This is a genomic window from Enterobacter cloacae subsp. cloacae ATCC 13047 (assembly GCF_000025565.1).
Taxonomy (GTDB): Bacteria; Pseudomonadota; Gammaproteobacteria; order Enterobacterales; family Enterobacteriaceae; genus Enterobacter; species Enterobacter cloacae.
In genome coordinates, this window is sequence record NC_014121.1 from 2,299,164 (window position 1) to 2,317,637 (window position 18,474).

17 protein-coding genes are annotated in these 18,474 nt (G+C 56.3%); 11 read left to right on the plus strand and 6 right to left on the minus strand.

The genetic code is table 11. The features are described 5' to 3' along the window. Nucleotides 1-32 precede the first annotated feature (32 nt). Entirely contained in the window at nt 33-1,091 is a 1,059-nt protein-coding gene (locus tag ECL_RS11025; RefSeq protein WP_013096853.1) for an SDR family oxidoreductase, read from the minus strand. A gap of 97 nt (nt 1,092-1,188) precedes the next feature. Between ECL_RS11025 and ECL_RS11030 the strand changes: the two genes are divergently transcribed. The 3 genes from ECL_RS11030 to umuC all read left to right on the plus strand — a co-directional run bounded on the left by ECL_RS11030 (nt 1,189) and on the right by umuC (nt 3,906). Next, complete coding sequence (locus ECL_RS11030; protein WP_013096854.1) at nt 1,189-2,076, plus strand: LysR family transcriptional regulator; 888 nt, start codon at nt 1,189-1,191, stop codon at nt 2,074-2,076. A 149-nt stretch (nt 2,077-2,225) separates the two neighbouring features. Further along, the gene (umuD, locus tag ECL_RS11035; RefSeq protein WP_044158486.1) at nt 2,226-2,660 is read left to right on the plus strand and encodes a translesion error-prone DNA polymerase V autoproteolytic subunit; all 435 of its coding nucleotides are present in this window, start codon (nt 2,226-2,228) and stop codon (nt 2,658-2,660) included. Then, nucleotides 2,644-3,906 carry a translesion error-prone DNA polymerase V subunit UmuC gene (gene umuC / locus ECL_RS11040; protein ID WP_013096856.1) on the plus strand — a complete coding sequence of 421 codons (1,263 nt, stop codon included), beginning with the start codon at nt 2,644-2,646 and terminating at the stop codon, nt 3,904-3,906. The genes umuD and umuC overlap by 17 nt, the downstream gene beginning before the upstream one ends. A gap of 37 nt (nt 3,907-3,943) precedes the next feature. Here the strand turns inward: umuC and ECL_RS11045 are convergent, their stop codons facing one another. After that, a complete protein-coding gene (locus ECL_RS11045; RefSeq protein ID WP_013096857.1) occupies nt 3,944-4,807 on the minus strand; it encodes an aldo/keto reductase family oxidoreductase in 864 nt (287 codons plus the stop codon). Nucleotides 4,808-4,949: 142 nt separating this feature from the next. Between ECL_RS11045 and tcp the strand changes: the two genes are divergently transcribed. Next, nucleotides 4,950-6,611: a methyl-accepting chemotaxis citrate transducer gene (tcp, locus tag ECL_RS11050; RefSeq protein ID WP_013096858.1), complete on the plus strand. Its 1,662-nt coding sequence runs from the start codon at nt 4,950-4,952 to the stop codon at nt 6,609-6,611. Between the two features lie 38 nt (nt 6,612-6,649). Here the strand turns inward: tcp and smrA are convergent, their stop codons facing one another. Both smrA and ECL_RS11060 read right to left on the minus strand, forming a co-directional pair. Beyond that, nucleotides 6,650-7,213, minus strand: coding sequence for a DNA endonuclease SmrA (gene smrA / locus ECL_RS11055; protein ID WP_013096859.1), 564 nt, complete (start codon nt 7,211-7,213; stop codon nt 6,650-6,652). Between the two features lie 353 nt (nt 7,214-7,566). Next, nucleotides 7,567-8,478 (minus strand): LysR family transcriptional regulator, encoded by a 912-nt coding sequence (locus ECL_RS11060; RefSeq protein WP_013096860.1) that lies wholly within the window; start codon nt 8,476-8,478, stop codon nt 7,567-7,569. A 175-nt stretch (nt 8,479-8,653) separates the two neighbouring features. Between ECL_RS11060 and ECL_RS11065 the strand changes: the two genes are divergently transcribed. The 7 genes from ECL_RS11065 (at nt 8,654) to uspE (ending at nt 15,819) form a co-directional block, all read left to right on the plus strand. Then, complete coding sequence (locus tag ECL_RS11065) at nt 8,654-9,964, plus strand: M20 family metallo-hydrolase (protein WP_013096861.1); 1,311 nt, start codon at nt 8,654-8,656, stop codon at nt 9,962-9,964. Beyond that, nucleotides 9,964-11,409, plus strand: a complete 1,446-nt coding sequence (locus tag ECL_RS11070) for a M20 family metallopeptidase (protein WP_013096862.1) — start codon at nt 9,964-9,966, stop codon at nt 11,407-11,409. Before ECL_RS11065 ends, ECL_RS11070 begins: the two co-directional genes overlap by 1 nt. A gap of 40 nt (nt 11,410-11,449) precedes the next feature. Then, nucleotides 11,450-12,976: a p-aminobenzoyl-glutamate transporter gene (gene abgT / locus ECL_RS11075; protein ID WP_013096863.1), complete on the plus strand. Its 1,527-nt coding sequence runs from the start codon at nt 11,450-11,452 to the stop codon at nt 12,974-12,976. A 10-nt stretch (nt 12,977-12,986) separates the two neighbouring features. Next, a complete protein-coding gene (ogt, locus tag ECL_RS11080) occupies nt 12,987-13,502 on the plus strand; it encodes a methylated-DNA--[protein]-cysteine S-methyltransferase (protein ID WP_013096864.1) in 516 nt (171 codons plus the stop codon). Nucleotides 13,503-13,685: 183 nt separating this feature from the next. Then, complete coding sequence (fnr, locus tag ECL_RS11085; protein WP_006174991.1) at nt 13,686-14,438, plus strand: fumarate/nitrate reduction transcriptional regulator Fnr; 753 nt, start codon at nt 13,686-13,688, stop codon at nt 14,436-14,438. 168 nt (nt 14,439-14,606) lie between these two features. Then, entirely contained in the window at nt 14,607-14,759 is a 153-nt protein-coding gene (locus ECL_RS11090; protein WP_023620353.1) for a hypothetical protein, read from the plus strand. A 109-nt stretch (nt 14,760-14,868) separates the two neighbouring features. Further along, nucleotides 14,869-15,819, plus strand: a complete 951-nt coding sequence (uspE, locus tag ECL_RS11095; protein ID WP_013096866.1) for a universal stress protein UspE — start codon at nt 14,869-14,871, stop codon at nt 15,817-15,819. 40 nt (nt 15,820-15,859) lie between these two features. Here the strand turns inward: uspE and ECL_RS11100 are convergent, their stop codons facing one another. Further along, nucleotides 15,860-16,969, minus strand: a complete 1,110-nt coding sequence (locus ECL_RS11100) for a mechanosensitive ion channel family protein (RefSeq protein ID WP_013096867.1) — start codon at nt 16,967-16,969, stop codon at nt 15,860-15,862. 106 nt (nt 16,970-17,075) lie between these two features. Further along, nucleotides 17,076-18,464: a Re/Si-specific NAD(P)(+) transhydrogenase subunit beta gene (pntB, locus tag ECL_RS11105; RefSeq protein WP_013096868.1), complete on the minus strand. Its 1,389-nt coding sequence runs from the start codon at nt 18,462-18,464 to the stop codon at nt 17,076-17,078. Nucleotides 18,465-18,474: the final 10 nt, after the last annotated feature.

Sequence of the window (18,474 nt, forward strand, 5' to 3'; positions counted from 1 at the left end):
ACGGGTTCGTTCCTGAGAACAACATCCCCCTGTCAGGGAATAATGTGTGCCGCCCTGAACTGTGCGAACAGGCTGAAAAACATCTCGTCGGTGGCCCGCATGGCGGTGAATCCGGCCCGACGCAGCTTGCTGCCATCGCCAAACATATCGTAATCCCAGCTAAACACGAAGTCGGCAAACTGGCCGTCGTTCAGCTGCAAAATATCGCTTTCCACCAGCCCGCGAGCTGCGGCGAGTTCATGCCATACCGTGCGGTAGTCCGTAAACAACTGCTTAAATGAGAGCCGGACCGGGGGGGCAGACTCCAGTTCAAACCAGTGTGCAATGCGTGGCCACAGCTCGCTCCAGCGCCAGATGTCACCGTTATTCACATTGAATGCCTGGTTCTCTGCTACCGGCGACGTGGCGGCCCACACGGTCGCCTCTGCCAGCAATTCACCGTCTGTATGATCAACAATGCTGTGCCAGGTCTGTTCGGCGCCGGGAAAACGCAGCGGTAAATTCAGCGCCTTACACAGCGATGCGTACAGCGCGATGCTCAGGGCAAGATTCATGGCGTTACCCGGCACCGTGCTGCCCACCACGCCCGGCCGGATGGCGCTCCAGTGCCACGCTTTTCCCCGCTGAAAATCGCTAAGCCACCTGAGCTGGGCCGCGTTAAACTCCGCGCCCGGTACGCCGGGATCGCTTTCACGTGCCGGGGTTTTGAACGGGCCAAGATGCGCGCCGTAGACTTTGTAGCCCTGCATCAGGCTGACCGTCTCAAGGGGCGCCGTGTTTTCGAGGTTACTGACCAGATGGCGCAGCATGGTGACGTTCGGTTCAACCATCTCTGTCCAGTTCGCGGCATTGACCCAGGCGCTGTAAAATACATGAGTGATCCCGCTGAGCGATGACAGTGCCCGCGCGCTGTCCTGTGCATCCAGTAAATCAACATTAACCATCGCAATGCCTTCAGGGTGAGATACCGCCTGGCGGCTCAGGCCAATGACCTCCCACTGATGGCGCAAAAGCGTTTTGACCAGCTGGTTGCCAACAATCCCGCTGGCGCCAGCGACCAGCGCGACCCTGTGTTGCTGCGTCGTATTCATGGTGTTTCTCCGAAAGGGGTGACAGACACAGTGTGATCTATTATTTTTTTCTGATATATCCCCCAAATCCGATGGCATTTATAAGCAGAATCACGAAATGAATAATAAGCTCAACGCCATTTCCACCTTTCTGCGCGTCGCCGAAGCGGGCTCCTTTTCCGCTGCCGCCCGCCTGGCCGGGATCAAGCAGTCCGCCGTCAGCCAGCAGATCGCCGCCCTTGAGGAAGAGCTCGGTGTGGTGTTGCTGCATCGTACAACGCGCAGGATGAAGCTCACCGCGCAGGGTGAGCGTTACCGGCGGGATATGCAGCTTGTGCTGGAGGCCATGCAGGAAGCAGAGCGACGCCTGAACCCGGTTGAGCATCAATATCAGGGGGCCGTACATGTGCAGTTGCCGAGCGGCCTGGGCCAGCTCGTGTTGCCGCGCCTGCTGACGCTACAGCGCATGAATCCTGAATTACATCTGCAGGTTTCGCTTGATGACCGCATCGCCGATCTGGTCACCGAAGGGGTGGATGTGGCGCTTCGGCTGAGCGCGGAGCCTCCACAAGCCCATGCCGCACGCGTACTGGCACGCATTGAAACGCCGCTCTTTGCCGCCCCGTCATTCCCGCCGGTAGAGTCCGTGTACGCGCTGGCGGCGCTTCCCCACGTACGATTCAGCGGCATCCCGCTGGACGCACCTCTTCGCCTGGTTTCTGATGACGAAACGATTGATATTGCAGTGAATACCGTTTTCCGCGCCAATACCAGCGACGCCCTGTTACAGGCGCTGGAGGCAGGCATGGGTATTGGCGGTATGCAACTACCGCTCGCGGCACGGGCGTTGCAAACCGGCACGCTGGTGCAGGTACTCCCCGCGTGGCGGTTACCCGACCGCTTTCTCTATGCGGTTTATCCGGACGCTCGCTTTATTCCACACAGGGTCAGAAGCGTTGTGAGGGCCATAGAACAGCTACTGCATGAAATAATTAAGAAAAATTAAACTTTCCAGGATGCATACTCGCCAGCGCGCCTTGTTGAACTAAAAATTTTCGACTTTCAACGAGTTCCGGAAAATTCCCCTCCCGTCTCTTGATCGTTCTGGTTAATCATGAATACTGTATATAAACACAGTAATATGAGTTAACCATTATGCAGTTGATCTCTCCTTTGGGGCCTGATGCCACGCTATTGCTTCCGTTGTTTATGGAGCGGGTGCCCTGTGGCTTCCCCAGCCCTGCTCAGGATTATGTCGAGGATAGCCTTGATCTGAACAAGCTGGTGATCAAACACCCCAGCGCGACCTATTTTGTCAGGGTGAGCGGTGATTCGATGATCGGCGCAGGCATCAGCCATGGTGACCTGCTGGTGGTTGACCGTTCGTTAACCGCCGTTCATGGCGATATTGTGATTGCGGCGGTCGCGGGCGAATTTACCGTGAAGGAGTTGCAAACGCATCCGCGTCTTCAGCTCATCCCCCATAATCCTGATTACGCGCCGGTCTTTTTTGCCGCAGAAGACGAACTGGAGATCTTCGGCGTTGTGACGTTTACCCTGAAAGCTAACCGCCATGTTCGCGCTCGTTGACGTAAACAGTTTTTACACCTCCTGCGAGACGGCGTTTCGGCCCGACCTTAAGGGGAAACCCGTGGTGGTCGTTTCAAACAACGATGGCTGTATCATTTCACGTTCAGCAGAAGCAAAAGCATTGGGGATCGGCATGGCCGGTCCCTACTTCAAGCTGAAGGATGAGCTGAGACGCCAGAAGGTACACGTCTTTAGCTCCAATTATGCGCTGTATGCGGATATGAGCCGCCGGGTGATGACCATTCTCGAAGAGATGGCCCCGAGAGTGGAGATCTACTCGATTGATGAAGCCTTTCTGGATCTGACGGGCGTCAGCCAGTGTATGTCTCTGGAGGCGTTCGGTCAGGCTATCCGCCAGCGCCTGTACAAAGAGACCGGCCTGCTGGTCGGGGTCGGTATCGCGCCCACCAAAACCTTAGCCAAGCTGGCTAACCATGCCGCCAAAACCTGGAAGAAAACCAACGGTGTGGTGGATTTATCGAATATCGATCGTCAGCGTAAATTGCTGTCACTGGTACCGGTCAGCGAAGTGTGGGGCGTCGGGCGCAGGATTAGCAAAAAACTGAATCTGATGGGGATCGAGACTGCCCTGCATCTGGCGGAATGTTCAAGCTGGGTGATCCGTAAACACTTTAATGTCGTGCTGGAAAGAACCGCCCGCGAGTTACGCGGTGAACCGTGTCTGGCGCTGGAAGAGTTTTCGCCAACAAAGCAACAAATCATCTGTAGCCGCTCCTTCGGCAGCCGTATCACCCGGTATGACGATATGCACCAGGCGATCTGCGCCTATGCCGAACGCGCCGCCGAGAAGCTGCGCGAAGAGAAACAGTTTTGCTGTTATATCAGCGTCTTTATTCGCACCAGCCCGCATGCAGAGGACGAGGTTTTTTATGGTAACCAGGCCTCCGGCAAGCTGACGATCCCCACCAACGATACGCGGGATATTATCAGGGTAGCTATCGAGTCATTGAACCGAATCTGGAAAGAGGGACATCGCTATATGAAAGCGGGCGTCATGCTCAGTGACTTTTTCAGTCAGGGCGTGGCGCAACTTAGCCTGTTCGATGAACACCCACCGCGGCCAGACAGTACAGCCCTGATGCAGGTTATCGACCGCCTTAACCGTTCAGGCCGGGGGGCTGTGTGGTTTGCGGGCCAGGGGGCGGTGAAATCCTGGGCGATGAAGCGGGATATGCTGTCGCCCTGCTACACCACGCGCTATTCCGATCTGCCGATCGTTAAATAACAAAGCCCGGATCCCTCCGGGCTCTGTTTATACGTGATTACACCAGCGCATTCAGCGTAGCCAGCGCGTCAGGCGGTAACACCAGCTCCCCTGCCGCGAGGTTTTGCCGCAGATGCGCCACGGAAGAGGTTCCCGGGATCAGCAGAATGTTCGGAGAACGTTGCAGCAGCCAGGCCAGCGCAACCTGCATCGGTGTCGCCCCCAGGTCGTCCGCCACCGCCTGCAGCCCGGAAGATTGCAGCGGCGTAAAACCGCCCAGCGGGAAGAACGGCACATAAGCAATCCCCTGCTGCGCAAGCGAATCCACCAGCGCATCGTCACTACGGTTCACGATGTTGTACATGTTTTGCACACACACCACGGGCACCATCTTCTGCGCCTCGGCAACCTGCGTGGCGGTGACATTGCTCAGACCAATATGTCGCACCAGCCCTTGCTGCTGTAGCTCTGCCAGGGTGGACAGCGGTTCAGCGATCGAGCCTTCCGCCGGTCCGTGTGCGCTAAACATAATCCGCAGGTTCACCACGTCCAGCACATCCAGCTGCAGATTGCGCAGGTTGTCGTGTACCGCCTGGGTCAGCTCCTGGGCGGAAAAGGCCGGCAACCAGGCGCCTTTATCATCGCGTCGCGCACCGATTTTGGTGACGAGGGTAAGATCGTCCCGGTACGGATGCAGCGCCTCGCGGATCAGCTGGTTAGTCACATGCGGACCATAAAAATCGCTGGTATCGATATGATTCACGCCCGCCGCCACGGCTTCCCGGAGCACCTCCAGCGCGGCATTTTTGTCCTTCGGTGGCCCAAAAACGCCCGGCCCGGCCAGCTGCATTGCGCCGTAACCCAGCCGTTTAACCGTGCGTGTGCCCAGCGCGTATGTCCCGCTTTTATCGATGCTGCTCATGTTCACCTTCCTCATAAAAAAGATCCGGATTTACAACAGGTTCCCGACCAGAACCCATAGTTAAGCGCGAGTTAAATTAAAGTTTAAATTTTAGACGACGATAGTATTTGTGTACCCCTGCACTTTCTTACGGACGACCGCTATGCTGAAAAATCTGCACGTGATTACCGGTATTATCTTTGCTCTCACCATATTCTGCCTGCTACAAGTTGTCACGGGAGGGTTGTTCTACTCTGCCGTCAGCAACGATCGCCATAACTTCCAGAACTCCGGGGTGCTTAATGCCCAGCAGGAGAGCCTGAGCGACAGCGTTAACACCCTCATCAAAACGCGCGTTACCGTGACGCGCGTGGCCATCCGCTATCTGAAAAATCAGCGCGATCCGGCGTCCCTTGAGGCGATCAACAAACTGCTTGGCACCGCGGGTAACTCTCTGGCTAAAGCAGAAGCCTATAACAAACAGTGGCAGGCCCTGCCGCAGGTTAACGGCCAGAGTGCGGCGCTAACCGACGAGATGCTGAAATCCTGGAACCAGATGCACGAAGTGATGCGTCTGTCGATTGAGTATCTGCGTGCCGACAACTATCAGGCCTATGGCGATCTGGATGCGCAGCAGGCACAGGACGATATGGAAGCGGTCTATAACCGCTGGCGCGCCGAAAACAACACGCTGCTGAAAGCCGCGGCCGAAGAGAACCAGAGCAGCTTTACCCAGATGCAATGGACGCTGGCGGCTATATTCCTGGCCGTTATCGCCGTGCTGGTGGTGATCTGGCAGGGATTACAGCACCTGCTGTTAAAACCGCTGCAAACCATTATGAACCATATTCGCACCATTGCGGCGGGCGACCTGACGCAGGATATTACCCTCTCTGGCCGCAATGAGATGGGCCAGCTGGCGGCCGGTCTGCATGAGATGCAGCAATCTCTGGTCACCACGGTCAGCGCCGTACGCGGCAGTACCGACTCCATCTACACCGGCGCAGGCGAAATTGCCGCCGGGAGCAACGATCTTTCCGCCCGTACGGAAGAACAGGCCGCCTCGCTGGAAGAGACCGCGGCCAGCATGGAAGAGCTGACCGCCACGGTGAAACAGAACTCCGACAACGCCCGTCAGGCGACCCTGCTGGCGAAGAACGCGTCTGAAACAGCGGCGCGCGGCGGTCATGTGGTGGATAACGTTGTCCGCACGATGACGGAAATTGCCGACAGTTCGCAGCAAATCGCCCACATCACCGGCGTGATTGACAGCATTGCCTTCCAGACCAACATTCTGGCACTGAATGCCGCGGTAGAAGCCGCACGCGCCGGGGAACAGGGCCGTGGCTTTGCGGTGGTTGCCGGGGAAGTACGTACCCTGGCGAGCCGCAGCGCGCAGGCGGCAAAAGAGATCAAGGGCCTTATCGAGAACTCTGTCAGCCGCGTGAATACCGGCTCTGAGCAGGTCAGCGAAGCCGGTGCAACGATGAAGGAAATTGTGGCGGCGGTCACCCGCGTGACCGATATCATGGGCGAGATTTCATCTGCGTCCGATGAGCAGAGTCGCGGTATTGAACAGGTGAGCCTGGCCGTTTCGCAGATGGACAGCGTCACCCAGCAAAACGCCGCGCTGGTGCAGCAGTCCGCCACGGCGGCAGCGGCGCTGGAAGATCAGTCCGAACAGCTGCGCCAGGCGGTGGCGGCATTTCGTCTGAACGGTAAACAACAGGCCACCGCGCCCCGTACAACGCATGTGAAAACACCACAGCTGTTGCGCCCGGCCACGGCAGGCACCGCCACCGACAGCAACTGGGAAACCTTCTGAGTTCAGCGCGGGCGAGCACCTCGCCCGCGCTAATCCCGTTAACGGCTGCGCTTGGCGTGCCGTTCCCAGTTCTCCTGTTTCGCGTCGTTGGATTTTCGCAGTGAAACATAACAGGCCCCGCTGCCGCCGTGATGCGGCAGCGCCACGCAGAAGGCCTGCACTTCCTCAAACTCTGTTAACCAGCGCGCCAGATAGCTACGTATCACGTTAGGATGAGCATTCTGTTCGCGCCCTTTTCCATGAATGATAATCAGATTGCGTAATCCGTCGCGTCCGGCCTGACGAATAAAGGCGTACAGCATCTGGCGGCAACGCTCGGCGGGCTGACGTAACAGGTTCAGGCTGGCCTCGCGGGAGTATTTCCCCGAGCGCAGTTTATCCATTACGCCCTGTTGTATCCCTTCACGCTGAAATGCCAGCGGCTCATCCAGGGGCAGAAGTTCCAGAAAGCCCAGGGTGAGGAAGTTATCCAGCTGCTCGGTATCAATCTCCTGGCGCGCCCGCGTGTTGCGGCTCGGCTGCCAGTGAATATCTGCGCAGCGCTTCAGGGGCTGGACATCCTCCATGGCGTCAAGAAACAGTGATTTGTCGTCAGGGTTCATGGAAATCCTCCGGCTACATCTGAGCCTGTACTATACCTTCGCGGGGGGTGTGCCTCAACAGCCGTTCCCCCGGGTAGGGTGGCGCTGAAAGCAAGCTGATGAATATCAATCGACAGCCGGGGAAAAATTAAACATTACTTAACTCAAACTTCAGCGTAAATAAAACACGAAATTTGGCTTAAACATCCATAAAATCAAACACTCAACCGCCTTTCATTTTGAGAGAAAGCTGTTATAACTTAATTAACCTGCCTCATGGATATAACATCCAGGATATGCGAAGGGATGCACTGCTGTGTGTACTGAAGGGTCTGTCTGATGTCGGACAGGCCCTGTTTTTTATGGATGATGTTTCACGCAGAGACGATTGCCCGCGCCTCTCGTCTGAATTGCGTAATTAACGACTCCGTAAGCGGGGTCTGGCGCGAATCCCGACGCTGAATTAAATAATACGTCGCTTTTGGAAGTGATTCGACAACCGGCAGCATAACCAGACGCCCCGCCAACAGGGGGTCACAACCCAGCTCCTGCGGCAATATGCTTAAAAAATCGCTTTGTGCGACAAGGCTGATACACGACGAAAATGTTTCGCAGACCACGCCAATGCGGGGTATTTGCGAGCGATGGCTAAATACATCCTCTAACTGCTTATAATAACTTCCCCGGGGCGTTGGCATGGTCCAGTTATAATGCAGCAGATCGTTAATGGAGGTTGTTCCCGTCGCCGGATGTCCCTCCCGGCAAAATACGGCAAACGGTTTTTCTAATAGCTTTTCAAACGTAAATTCATGATCGTAAGGACCCTGATAATAGGTATTGATGGTGAAGTCCAGTTCGCCCTGGCGTAATTCATTGATCATTGATACCAGCTGCCCTTCCATAATTCGCACCTTAACCTGCGGATGCTGCGCATGAAAGCGGGTGATAACCGCAGGCATAAGGCTTCGCGAAATACTCGCCCCCATCCCGATATTGATCTGCCCGGCCAGCTCGCCCTGCCGCTGGCGAATGTCATCCTGCGCCGCGCGCAGCTCTTCCAGAATCAGCCTGGCGCGCTGATAGAAGCCTTCACCACACTCGGTTAACGCCACGCCTTTGCTTCGGCGCACAAAGAGCTGCGCCGCCATGCCCTCTTCCAGCTCTTTGATCGATTTGGTCAACGCCGGTTGCGAAAGATTCAGCGTCCTGCTGGCGCCGCGAATGCTGCCCTGACGCGCCACTTCAACGAACGCCCGAATTTGATGAAATTTAATCTGAAATGACATAGCCCGACCGATAACCGTTGTTTATCAGAGTAAAGAAACTGTCATCTACTTTAATGGAAAGGGATGTGAGAGGGTAATTCCTGAACGGTTAAAACTGTGAAAAATCGGTTAGTGATAAGTAAAAACTATCACAGCGTGAAGCAGTTCACATATTTTAATGATGACAGGAACAGATATGGACTCACTGGCACAGTACATCCAAACCTTAGCCCCGCAACTGAGCGCATGGCGTCGCGATTTTCACCATTTTGCCGAATCCGGCTGGGTGGAATTTCGGACTGCCGCGAAGGTCGCGGAGATCCTGGATAGCCTGGGTTATGACCTGGCGATGGGCCGCGACGTGGTGGATGCCGAAAGCCGTATGGGGTTGCCGGATAACGCTACCCTGACGCGAGAATTTGCCCGCGCCCGTGCGCAGGGCGCGCCCGAAAAATGGCTCGCGCCGTTTGAAGGCGGCTTCACCGGCCTGGTTGCCACGCTTAACACCGGCCGTCCCGGCCCGACGCTGGCGTTTCGCGTGGACATGGACGCTCTCGACCTGAGCGAAGCGCTCGACGACAGCCACCGCCCGTTCCGCGACGGCTTTGCCTCCTGCAATCCGGGCATGATGCACGCCTGCGCGCACGACGGCCACACCACGATTGGCCTTGGGCTGGCGCACGTGCTCATGCACAACAAAGCGCAGCTGAACGGCACCATCAGGCTGATCTTCCAGCCTGCCGAAGAAGGCACTCGCGGCGCACGCGCCATGGTGGCCGCCGGGGCACTGGACGGGGTGGACTATTTCACCGCCATTCACATTGGTACCGGGGTGCCTGCCGGGACGGTGATCTGCGGCAGCGATAACTTTATGGCGACAACCAAGTTTGACGCGACGTTTACCGGCGTTGCCGCACACGCAGGCGGTAAACCGGAAGAAGGCCGTAACGCCCTGCTCGCCGCCGCCCAGGCCGCGCTCGCGCTGCACAGCATTGCGCCACACAGCGAAGGGGCTTCCCGGGTGAATGTGGGAGTAATGCAGGCCGGCAGCGGACGCAATGTGGTACCTGCCCATGCCCTGCTTAAGGTCGAAACCCGCGGCGAGAGCGAGGCGATCAATCAGTATGTGTTCGAACGCGCGCAATCCGTCATTACCGGTGCCGCCGCGCTGTACGGCGTGACGGCTGAGATGCGCCTGATGGGGGCTGCCACCGCCAGCGCTCCGACACCTGCCTGGGTGGATTATCTGCGCCAGCAGGCAAGCCAGGTGCCCGGTGTGGAACAGGCCATTGATAAGGTTAAAGCCCCGGCCGGTTCCGAAGACGCCACGCTGATGATGGCCCGGGTGCAAGAAAACGGCGGCATGGCCTCCTATATGGTGTTTGGCACAGATTTGAGCGCCGGACATCACAATGAAAAATTCGACTTTGATGAGCGCGTCATGACCGTCGCTATCGAAACGCTGGCGCGCACTGCGCTGAATTTTCCCTGGACGCGAGGTGTGTAATGCAGGAGAACTACGCTTTTATTGCCGATGCAATCGACACGCGATGTCAGACGTTCACCGACATTGCCGACGAAATCTGGGATCACCCGGAAACCCGCTTTGAAGAGTTCTGGTCCGCAGAGCGGCTGGCCGGCGCACTGGAAGCGGAAGGCTTCACCCTGACCCGTGAGGCTGGCGGCATTCCGAATGCCTTTATCGCCAGCTTCGGTAGCGGTAAACCGGTGATTGCCCTGCTCGGCGAATATGACGCGCTGGCCGGATTAAGCCAGCAGGCACACTGCGCGACGGCACACGCCACCACGCCCGGTGCTAACGGCCACGGCTGCGGGCATAACCTGCTCGGCACCGCGGCGTTTGCAGGTGCCGTTGCGGTGAAAAGCTGGCTGGAGCAGCACGGCGGGAGTGGAACCGTGCGTTTTTACGGTTGTCCCGGCGAAGAAGGCGGTTCCGGTAAAACGTTTATGGTCCGTGAGGGCTTGTTTGACGACGTTGATGCCGCGGTCACCTGGCACCCGGAAGCGTTTGCCGGCATGTTTAACGTCAGTACGCTGGCCAATATCCAGGCCGCCTGGCGCTTTAAGGGCGTGGCGGCGCACGCGGCAAACTCGCCGCATCTGGGGCGCAGCGCGCTGGATGCGGTGACGCTGATGACCACCGGCACCAACTTCCTCAACGAACATATCATCGAGAAAGCACGCGTCCATTACGCCATAACCGATACCGGCGGCATCTCCCCCAACGTGGTGCAGGCGCAGGCCGAAGTGCTGTACCTGATCCGCGCCCCGGAGATGGCCGACGCGCAGCAAATCTACGCGCGCATTGAGAAGATCGCGCAGGGTGCGGCGTTGATGACCGAAACCACCGTCGAGTGTCGCTTTGATAAAGCCTGCTCCAGCTACCTGCCAAACCGCACGCTCGAAGCGGCGATGTATCGCGCCCTGCAACATTACGGCACGCCAGCCTGGACGGAGGAAGAACGCGCCTTTGCCCGGGAGATCCGCGCCACCCTGACGGCAAACGATCTGCAAAACAGCCTCAGAAACATTGCTGCAACCGGGGGGAACGAAGGAAAAGCCTTTGCCCGCCGCCACCAGGAGACCCTGCTGGTGGACGAGGTCGCGCCTTACGCTATCACCGATAACGTGCTGGCTGGCTCCACGGACGTGGGTGATGTTAGCTGGAAGATGCCCGTCGCCCAGTGTTTCAGCCCCTGCTTTACCGTCGGCACGCCGCTGCACACCTGGCAACTGGTGGCTCAGGGGCGAACGTCCATTGCCCATAAAGGCATGCTGCTGGCCGGGAAAGTGATGGGCGCCACCGCGCTACATCTACTGCAGGACGCAGACCTGCTGAAAAAATGTCGTGAAGAGTTCGAACAACAAACACAAGAAAAACCGTACGTGTGTCCGATCCCTGCGGGCGTGACACCGTCACCTTTAAAATAAAAAACACAACACAACAACACAACAGTCCCGAGGAACGCCCATGAGTATGTCATCCATACCTTCGCATTCCCCATCCGGTAAGCTCTATGGCTGGGTTGAAAGGATCGGCAATAAAGTGCCACACCCTTTCCTGCTTTTTATCTGGTTGATCGTGGTTTTGATGGTGGCGACAGCCGTGCTGTCCGCCTTAGGGGTGAGCGTGCGCAGCCCGGCCGATGGCAGCATGGTAAGCGTAAAGAACCTGCTGAGCATTGAAGGGTTGCACTGGTTTTTACCGAATGTGATTAAAAACTTCAGCGGTTTTGCGCCGCTGGGCGCCATTCTGGCGCTGGTGCTGGGGGCCGGACTGGCTGAGCGCGTTGGCCTGCTCCCCGCGCTGATGGTGAAAATGGCTTCTCACGTCAGCGCACGCTACGCCAGCTATATGGTGCTGTTTATTGCGTTTTTCAGCCACATCTCTTCCGATGCCGCGCTGGTAATCATGCCGCCGATGGGGGCGCTGATCTTCCTTGCCGTCGGGCGTCACCCCGTGGCGGGTCTGTTGTCGGCAATTGCCGGTGTGGGATGCGGTTTCACTGCCAATCTGCTGATCGTCACCACCGATGTCCTGCTTTCGGGGATTAGCACCGAGGCGGCGAAAACAATCGATGCGGCCATGCACGTCAGCGTGATCGACAACTGGTACTTTATGGCCAGTTCGGTCATCGTCCTGACGCTTGTTGGCGGGCTGATTACCGATAAGATCATCGAGCCGCGGTTAGGGAAATGGGAAGGCCGTAGTGACGAAAAGCTGGAAACGCTGAGCAAAGAGCAACGCTTTGGCCTGCGCGTCGCCGGGATAGTCTCGCTGGTATTTATCGCGATGGTGGCGCTGATGGTAGTGCCGGAGAACGGTATCCTGCGCGACCAGGTGAAACATACCGTCCTGCCCTCGCCGTTTATTCAGGGCATTGTGCCGCTGATCATTCTGTTTTTCTTTGTCGTGTCGCTCGCATATGGCATCGCCACCGGCAAAATCCGCCGCCAGGCCGATCTGCCGCAGCTGATGATTGAGCCGATGAAGGAGATGGCGGGCTTTATCGTGATGGTCTTCCCGCTGGCCCAGTTCGTCGCCATGTTTAACTGGAGCAACATGGGCAAATTTATGGCCGTTGGCCTGACCGATGCGCTGGAAGCCGCCGGGTTAAGCGGCGTCCCGGCGTTTGTGGGTCTGGCGCTGTTGTCGTCACTGCTGTGCATGTTTATCGCCAGCGGATCCGCCATCTGGTCGATTCTGGCCCCCATTTTCGTGCCGATGTTTATGATGCTGGGCTTCCATCCGGCCTTTGCGCAGATCCTGTTCCGTATCGCCGACTCCTCGGTGATCCCGCTGGCGCCGGTTTCGCCATTCGTACCGCTGTTTTTGGGCTTCCTGCAGCGCTATAAACCGGAGGCGAAGCTGGGTACCTACTATTCGCTGGTTTTACCCTATCCGCTTATCTTTTTAGGGGTATGGCTGGTGATGCTGGTGGCATGGTATCTTGTCGGCCTGCCGATAGGACCGGGTATCTACCCGAGGCTGAATTAAAGGAAAGAGGATGCTGAGATTACTCGAAGATAAAATTGCAACGCCACTTGGGCCGCTGTGGGTTATCGCCGACGAGCAGTTCCATCTGCGTGCCGTGGAATGGGAAGAGCACAGCGATCGCATGGAAGAGCTGCTCAACATCCATTACCGCGCCCAGGGTTTTGAGCGTATCAGTGCCACCAATCCAGGTGGGCTGAGCGACAAGCTGGCGGCGTACTTCGAGGGCGATCTCAGCATCATCAATGACCTGCCAACCGCCACGGCCGGTACGCCATTCCAGCGTGAAGTCTGGCAGGCGCTACGCGATATTCCGTGTGGTCAGGTTATGCACTACGGCCAGCTCGCAGAACAGTTAGGCCGCGCGGGCGCGGCGCGGGCGGTGGGTGCCGCGAACGGTTCTAACCCCGTGAGTATCGTGGTGCCCTGCCATCGTGTGATCGGCCGCAACGGCACCATGACCGGCTATGCCGGCGGTGTGCAGCGCAAGGAGTGGTTACTGCGTCACGAAGGGTATCTTTTGCTGTAGTTCCCAGGCTTTTTGTGCTTAATTTTCTACCGGTTAGGCTAAAAATCCATAATCAAGCTGTGGAATTTCAAGAAGATGGCAACACGTTGCCGTCTCTTGTCCTTATTGATGGTTTGCCAGGCTTACGTACTTACCAAAAAGATGTTAAAATTGACCAATATCAATTAAGGCTTGAGCAAACCTATGATCCCAGAAAAGCGAATTATACGACGCATTCAGTCTGGCGGTTGTGCTATCCATTGCCAGGATTGCAGCATCAGCCAGCTCTGTATCCCGTTTACCCTGAATGAGCATGAGCTTGACCAGCTTGATAACATCATCGAGCGCAAAAAGCCTATTCAGAAAGGGCAGACGCTGTTTAAAGCGGGAGACGAACTGAAATCGCTCTATGCTATCCGTTCTGGCACCATCAAAAGCTATACCATCACCGAACAGGGTGATGAGCAGATCACCGGCTTCCATCTGGCAGGCGATCTGGTCGGCTTTGACGCCATCGGTACTGGCCATCACCCGAGCTTTGCGCAGGCGCTGGAAACCTCAATGGTCTGCGAAATCCCGTTTGAAACGCTGGACGATCTGTCAGGCAAAATGCCAAACCTGCGTCAGCAGATGATGCGTCTGATGAGCGGTGAGATCAAAGGCGATCAGGACATGATCCTGCTGCTGTCCAAAAAGAATGCGGAAGAGCGCCTGGCTGCATTTATCTATAACCTCTCCCGCCGTTTCGCCGAACGTGGTTTCTCTCCACGTGAGTTCCGTCTCACCATGACCCGTGGCGATATTGGTAACTACCTGGGCCTGACCGTGGAAACCATCAGCCGTCTGCTGGGCCGTTTCCAGAAAAGCGGCATGCTGGCCGTTAAAGGTAAATATATCACCATCGAAAACGGTGAAGCGCTGGCTGTTCTTGCCGGCCACGCCCGCAACGTGGCATAAACTCCACGAATGATTGATGCCAGGCCGATAAATTTTTATGATTTATTGGTCTGGCAGGTAAGCACACCACTTCCCGCCCCTGCGACAGACATCCCCCGCTCCTGAAAGGTTCTCGTTGAGGTTAAATTGAGAGAAAGTTTATTTTTCGTTTCAGTTGTTATTGCCTCCGTGACCTTCCTTTTCATCTGGATCATGCTTGTCGGCCCAATGAAGGGAGAGGAAAAAACCTACGTTCAGGACTCCACCACGTTTGCCATCGTGGTGATGGTGCTGTTGTTGATTGCGTTTATCGCGGTGACAACGACGGTGCTATTCTTCTGAGATATTTTCATGAATTATTGATCTGGCAAAACCTTACCTCTGTTTCATTCAGGATATATAGGTTACTCTTTTAATTACAGACTGTGGTGACAGTAGTAAGGAGACCTGTATGGCAAAGTATCAAAACATGCTGGTAGCTATCGATCCTAATCAGGACGATCAGCCGGCATTACGACGTGCTGTGTATTTACATCAACGGATTGGTGGCAAAATCAAAGCGTTTTTGCCGATCTATGACTTCTCGTATGAGATGACCACCCTTCTGTCGCCTGACGAGCGTACCGCTATGCGTCAGGGAGTGATCAGCCAACGTACCGCGTGGATCCGCGAACAGGCGAAGTACTACCTTGAAGCGGGTGTGCCTATCGATATTAAAGTGGTCTGGCATAACCGCCCCTTTGAAGCGATTATCCAGGAGGTGGTCGCCGGTGGGCACGATCTGCTGCTGAAAATGGCGCACCAGCACGACAAACTGGAATCCGTGATCTTCACGCCGACAGACTGGCACTTGCTGCGTAAATGCCCTTGCCCGGTCTGGATGGTGAAAGATCAGCCGTGGCCTGAAGGCGGCAAAGCCGTCGTGGCAGTAAACCTGGCAAGCGAAGAGGATTATCACAATTCGCTGAATGAAAAGCTGGTCAAAGAGACGCTGCTGCTTGCCGAGCAGGTTAACCACACCGAAGTGCATCTGGTCGGCGCTTACCCGGTTACCCCTATCAATATTGCCATCGAACTGCCTGAATTTGACCCGAGCGTATATAACGACGCGATCCGCGGACAGCACCTGCTGGCCATGAAAGCGTTGCGCCAGAAGTTCAGCATTGATGAGAACATGACGCATGTCGAGAAAGGGTTGCCTGAAGAGGTGATCCCGGATTTAGCCGAACATCTGCAGGCAGGGATTGTGGTGCTGGGCACCATCGGACGGACCGGTATTTCTGCCGCGTTCCTGGGCAATACCGCGGAACAGGTGATTGACCATCTGCGCTGCGACCTGCTGGTCATTAAGCCGGATGAGTACCAGACACCGGTTGAGCTGGATGACCCGGAAGACGATTAACGTCAGTCTATTCGCCCGCCTCCCCGGCGGGCTTTTCTTATCAGCTCTCGATCGCTGTCTGTGTCTCTTCAGTTGATCGATCCTGCATCCACGGTGCGTGCAACACCATGCTGGGCAGCGCCAGCTTAATCTCCTGGGCGTTCAGCCCTTCGAGAATACGGATATTGATCTCCTGCTGGATATCCATGTATTTGTTGTAATCCGCCGTATTGACAATATGAACCACTTCAAACGTCAGGCGGTCACGGTCAAACCCGAGGAAATGGGCGCGATCGAACTTTGTCTCACCCACATCGGTGATGATCTGCCTGACCATATCCCCCACATAGCGCAGCTTTTCAGGCGGCGTGTCGCTGGCGACGCCAAACGTGAAGACGATGCGACGGGTCTGCATACGTTTATAGTTGTGGAGCGTCTGCTGAAGCAAAATGGCGTTACCGCAAACGATCTGCTCCCCACTCAGGCTACGAATACGGGTCGTTTTTAAGCCTATGTGTTCCACCGTTCCCGCCACGTCGTTGAACACCACGAAATCACCAATTTCAAACGGTTTATCAAAGCCGATAGAAAGCGAAGCGAAGACGTCGCTCAGAATGGTTTGTACGGCGAGGGCGATAGCAATACCCCCTACCCCCAGGCTTGCTACCAGCGCGGTGATGTTGACGCCCGCGTTAGCGAGAATCGACAGCAGCATCACAGACCAGACGATAGCGCGAAGGATAAGGCCGGTGATCACCAGGGTAACCGGATTTTTATGACTGCCGGGGGCCAGCATAACGTGTCGCAGCCACGACACCACGCCCTGATCCAGCCAGAGCGCCACCTGTATCGCGAAGACAAGGAACCAGGCGTGGCTTACGGTGCTAAAGAGCCGGTCGGGTAAATCAACAAAACGCAGGCTGATGAGCAACGCCACGACAAAAAGCAGGAAGCGACTGGTGCGGTTAAGCATATCGGTCAGGATAAAACGCATCCTGTTTGTGGTTGGGTGCTTATCTCCCCAGGTTGTGATCCCTCTCTTAACGAATGCGATCAGGCGCGTCAGAAGCCAGTAGACCAGCAGCGTCACGACGATAACCGTGGCGACGCTTACCCAGAATGTCGGCGTCATCATCAGCTCCAGGATGTCGAAGCGGGACAAAAATTGCATTTCACCTCCTCGTAGTACACAAAGGGTAAAGTATAGACAGAGGAGAAACGCTGACCGCAGAAATAAGAAAACCGCCCCGAAGAGCGGTTTTTGAGGAGAACGCGAATTACAGTGCTTTCAGGATCGCATCCACGCTGGCTTTGGCATCGCCAAACAGCATGTGGGTGTTCTCTTTGAAGAACAGCGGGTTCTGAACGCCAGCGTAGCCGGTGTTCATGGAACGTTTGAAGACAATCACGTTCTGCGCCTTCCACACTTCCAGAACCGGCATCCCGGCGATTGGGCTGCGTGGATCGTCCTGCGCCGCCGGGTTAACGGTGTCGTTGGCGCCAATGACCAGCACGGTGTCGGTGTCGGCGAAATCATCGTTGATCTCGTCCATCTCCAGCACGATGTCGTAAGGCACTTTCGCTTCTGCCAGCAGCACGTTCATGTGGCCTGGCAGACGCCCCGCTACCGGGTGGATGCCAAAGCGCACCTTGATGCCGCGCGCGCGCAGCTTCTCGGTGATTTCAGCAACCGGATACTGCGCCTGCGCCACCGCCATGCCATAGCCTGGGGTGATGATGACCGAGTGCGAGTTTTTCAGCATCTCTGCCGTATCTTCTGCGCTGATCTCACGGTGCTCGCCGACTTCTTCGTCAGAACCGGTCGAGGAGCCGTCAGAGCCAAAACCACCGGCGATAACGCTGATGAATGAGCGGTTCATCGCCTTACACATGATGTAAGACAGAATCGCACCGGAAGAGCCCACCAGCGCACCGGTGACAATCAACAGGTCGTTGCTCAGCATAAAGCCAGCCGCTGCCGCCGCCCAACCGGAGTAGGAGTTCAGCATCGACACCACAACCGGCATATCTGCCCCACCGATGGAGGCCACCAGGTGCCAGCCGAACGCCAGCGCAATGATGGTCATCACCAGTAACGCCAGCACCTGCAGACCTACGCTTTCGGTACGCACAAAGACCACCAGCAGCACAAAGGAGACCACCAGCGCCGCCAGATTCAGCTTATGACGATTTGGCAGCATCAGCGGTTTGGAGGAGATCTTACCGCGCAGCTTACCGAACGCCACAATCGAGCCGGTGAAGGTCACTGCACCGATGAAGATGCCCAGGAACACTTCGGTCAGATGAATGTTGACCAGAATCGGCTCCATGCCCGGTTCGTGGTACAGATAGCTGTTGAAGCCCACCAGCACCGCCGCCAGACCGACGAAGCTGTGCAGGATCGCCACCAGTTCCGGCATTTCGGTCATTTCAACGCGTTTTGCCAGACGAATACCTATCGCCCCGCCGATGATCATCGCCACCAGGATCCAGGCAACGTTGCCGGTATCGGGTCCGAAAATAGTGGCAATCAGCGCAATCGCCATCCCGGCGATACCAAAGTTATTACCCTGCTGAGACGTTTCGTGTTTGGAAAGTCCCGCCAGACTGAAAATAAACAGGATTGCAGCAACAATGTATGCGGCTGTCACTAATCCTCCAGACATATGCTACCCC

What these genes read in the sequence shown, in the direction of transcription:
- ECL_RS11025 (WP_013096853.1), bottom strand. Translation starts at nt 1,091, where the DNA reads ATGAATACGACGCAGCAACACAGGGTCGCGCTGGTCGCTGGCGCCAGC.
- ECL_RS11030 (WP_013096854.1), top strand. Translation starts at nt 1,189, where the DNA reads ATGAATAATAAGCTCAACGCCATTTCCACCTTTCTGCGCGTCGCCGAA.
- umuD (WP_044158486.1), top strand. Translation starts at nt 2,226, where the DNA reads ATGCAGTTGATCTCTCCTTTGGGGCCTGATGCCACGCTATTGCTTCCG.
- umuC (WP_013096856.1), top strand. Translation starts at nt 2,644, where the DNA reads ATGTTCGCGCTCGTTGACGTAAACAGTTTTTACACCTCCTGCGAGACG.
- ECL_RS11045 (WP_013096857.1), bottom strand. Translation starts at nt 4,807, where the DNA reads ATGAGCAGCATCGATAAAAGCGGGACATACGCGCTGGGCACACGCACG.
- tcp (WP_013096858.1), top strand. Translation starts at nt 4,950, where the DNA reads ATGCTGAAAAATCTGCACGTGATTACCGGTATTATCTTTGCTCTCACC.
- smrA (WP_013096859.1), bottom strand. Translation starts at nt 7,213, where the DNA reads ATGAACCCTGACGACAAATCACTGTTTCTTGACGCCATGGAGGATGTC.
- ECL_RS11060 (WP_013096860.1), bottom strand. Translation starts at nt 8,478, where the DNA reads ATGTCATTTCAGATTAAATTTCATCAAATTCGGGCGTTCGTTGAAGTG.
- ECL_RS11065 (WP_013096861.1), top strand. Translation starts at nt 8,654, where the DNA reads ATGGACTCACTGGCACAGTACATCCAAACCTTAGCCCCGCAACTGAGC.
- ECL_RS11070 (WP_013096862.1), top strand. Translation starts at nt 9,964, where the DNA reads ATGCAGGAGAACTACGCTTTTATTGCCGATGCAATCGACACGCGATGT.
- abgT (WP_013096863.1), top strand. Translation starts at nt 11,450, where the DNA reads ATGAGTATGTCATCCATACCTTCGCATTCCCCATCCGGTAAGCTCTAT.
- ogt (WP_013096864.1), top strand. Translation starts at nt 12,987, where the DNA reads ATGCTGAGATTACTCGAAGATAAAATTGCAACGCCACTTGGGCCGCTG.
- fnr (WP_006174991.1), top strand. Translation starts at nt 13,686, where the DNA reads ATGATCCCAGAAAAGCGAATTATACGACGCATTCAGTCTGGCGGTTGT.
- uspE (WP_013096866.1), top strand. Translation starts at nt 14,869, where the DNA reads ATGGCAAAGTATCAAAACATGCTGGTAGCTATCGATCCTAATCAGGAC.
- ECL_RS11100 (WP_013096867.1), bottom strand. Translation starts at nt 16,969, where the DNA reads ATGCAATTTTTGTCCCGCTTCGACATCCTGGAGCTGATGATGACGCCG.
- pntB (WP_013096868.1), bottom strand. Translation starts at nt 18,464, where the DNA reads ATGTCTGGAGGATTAGTGACAGCCGCATACATTGTTGCTGCAATCCTG.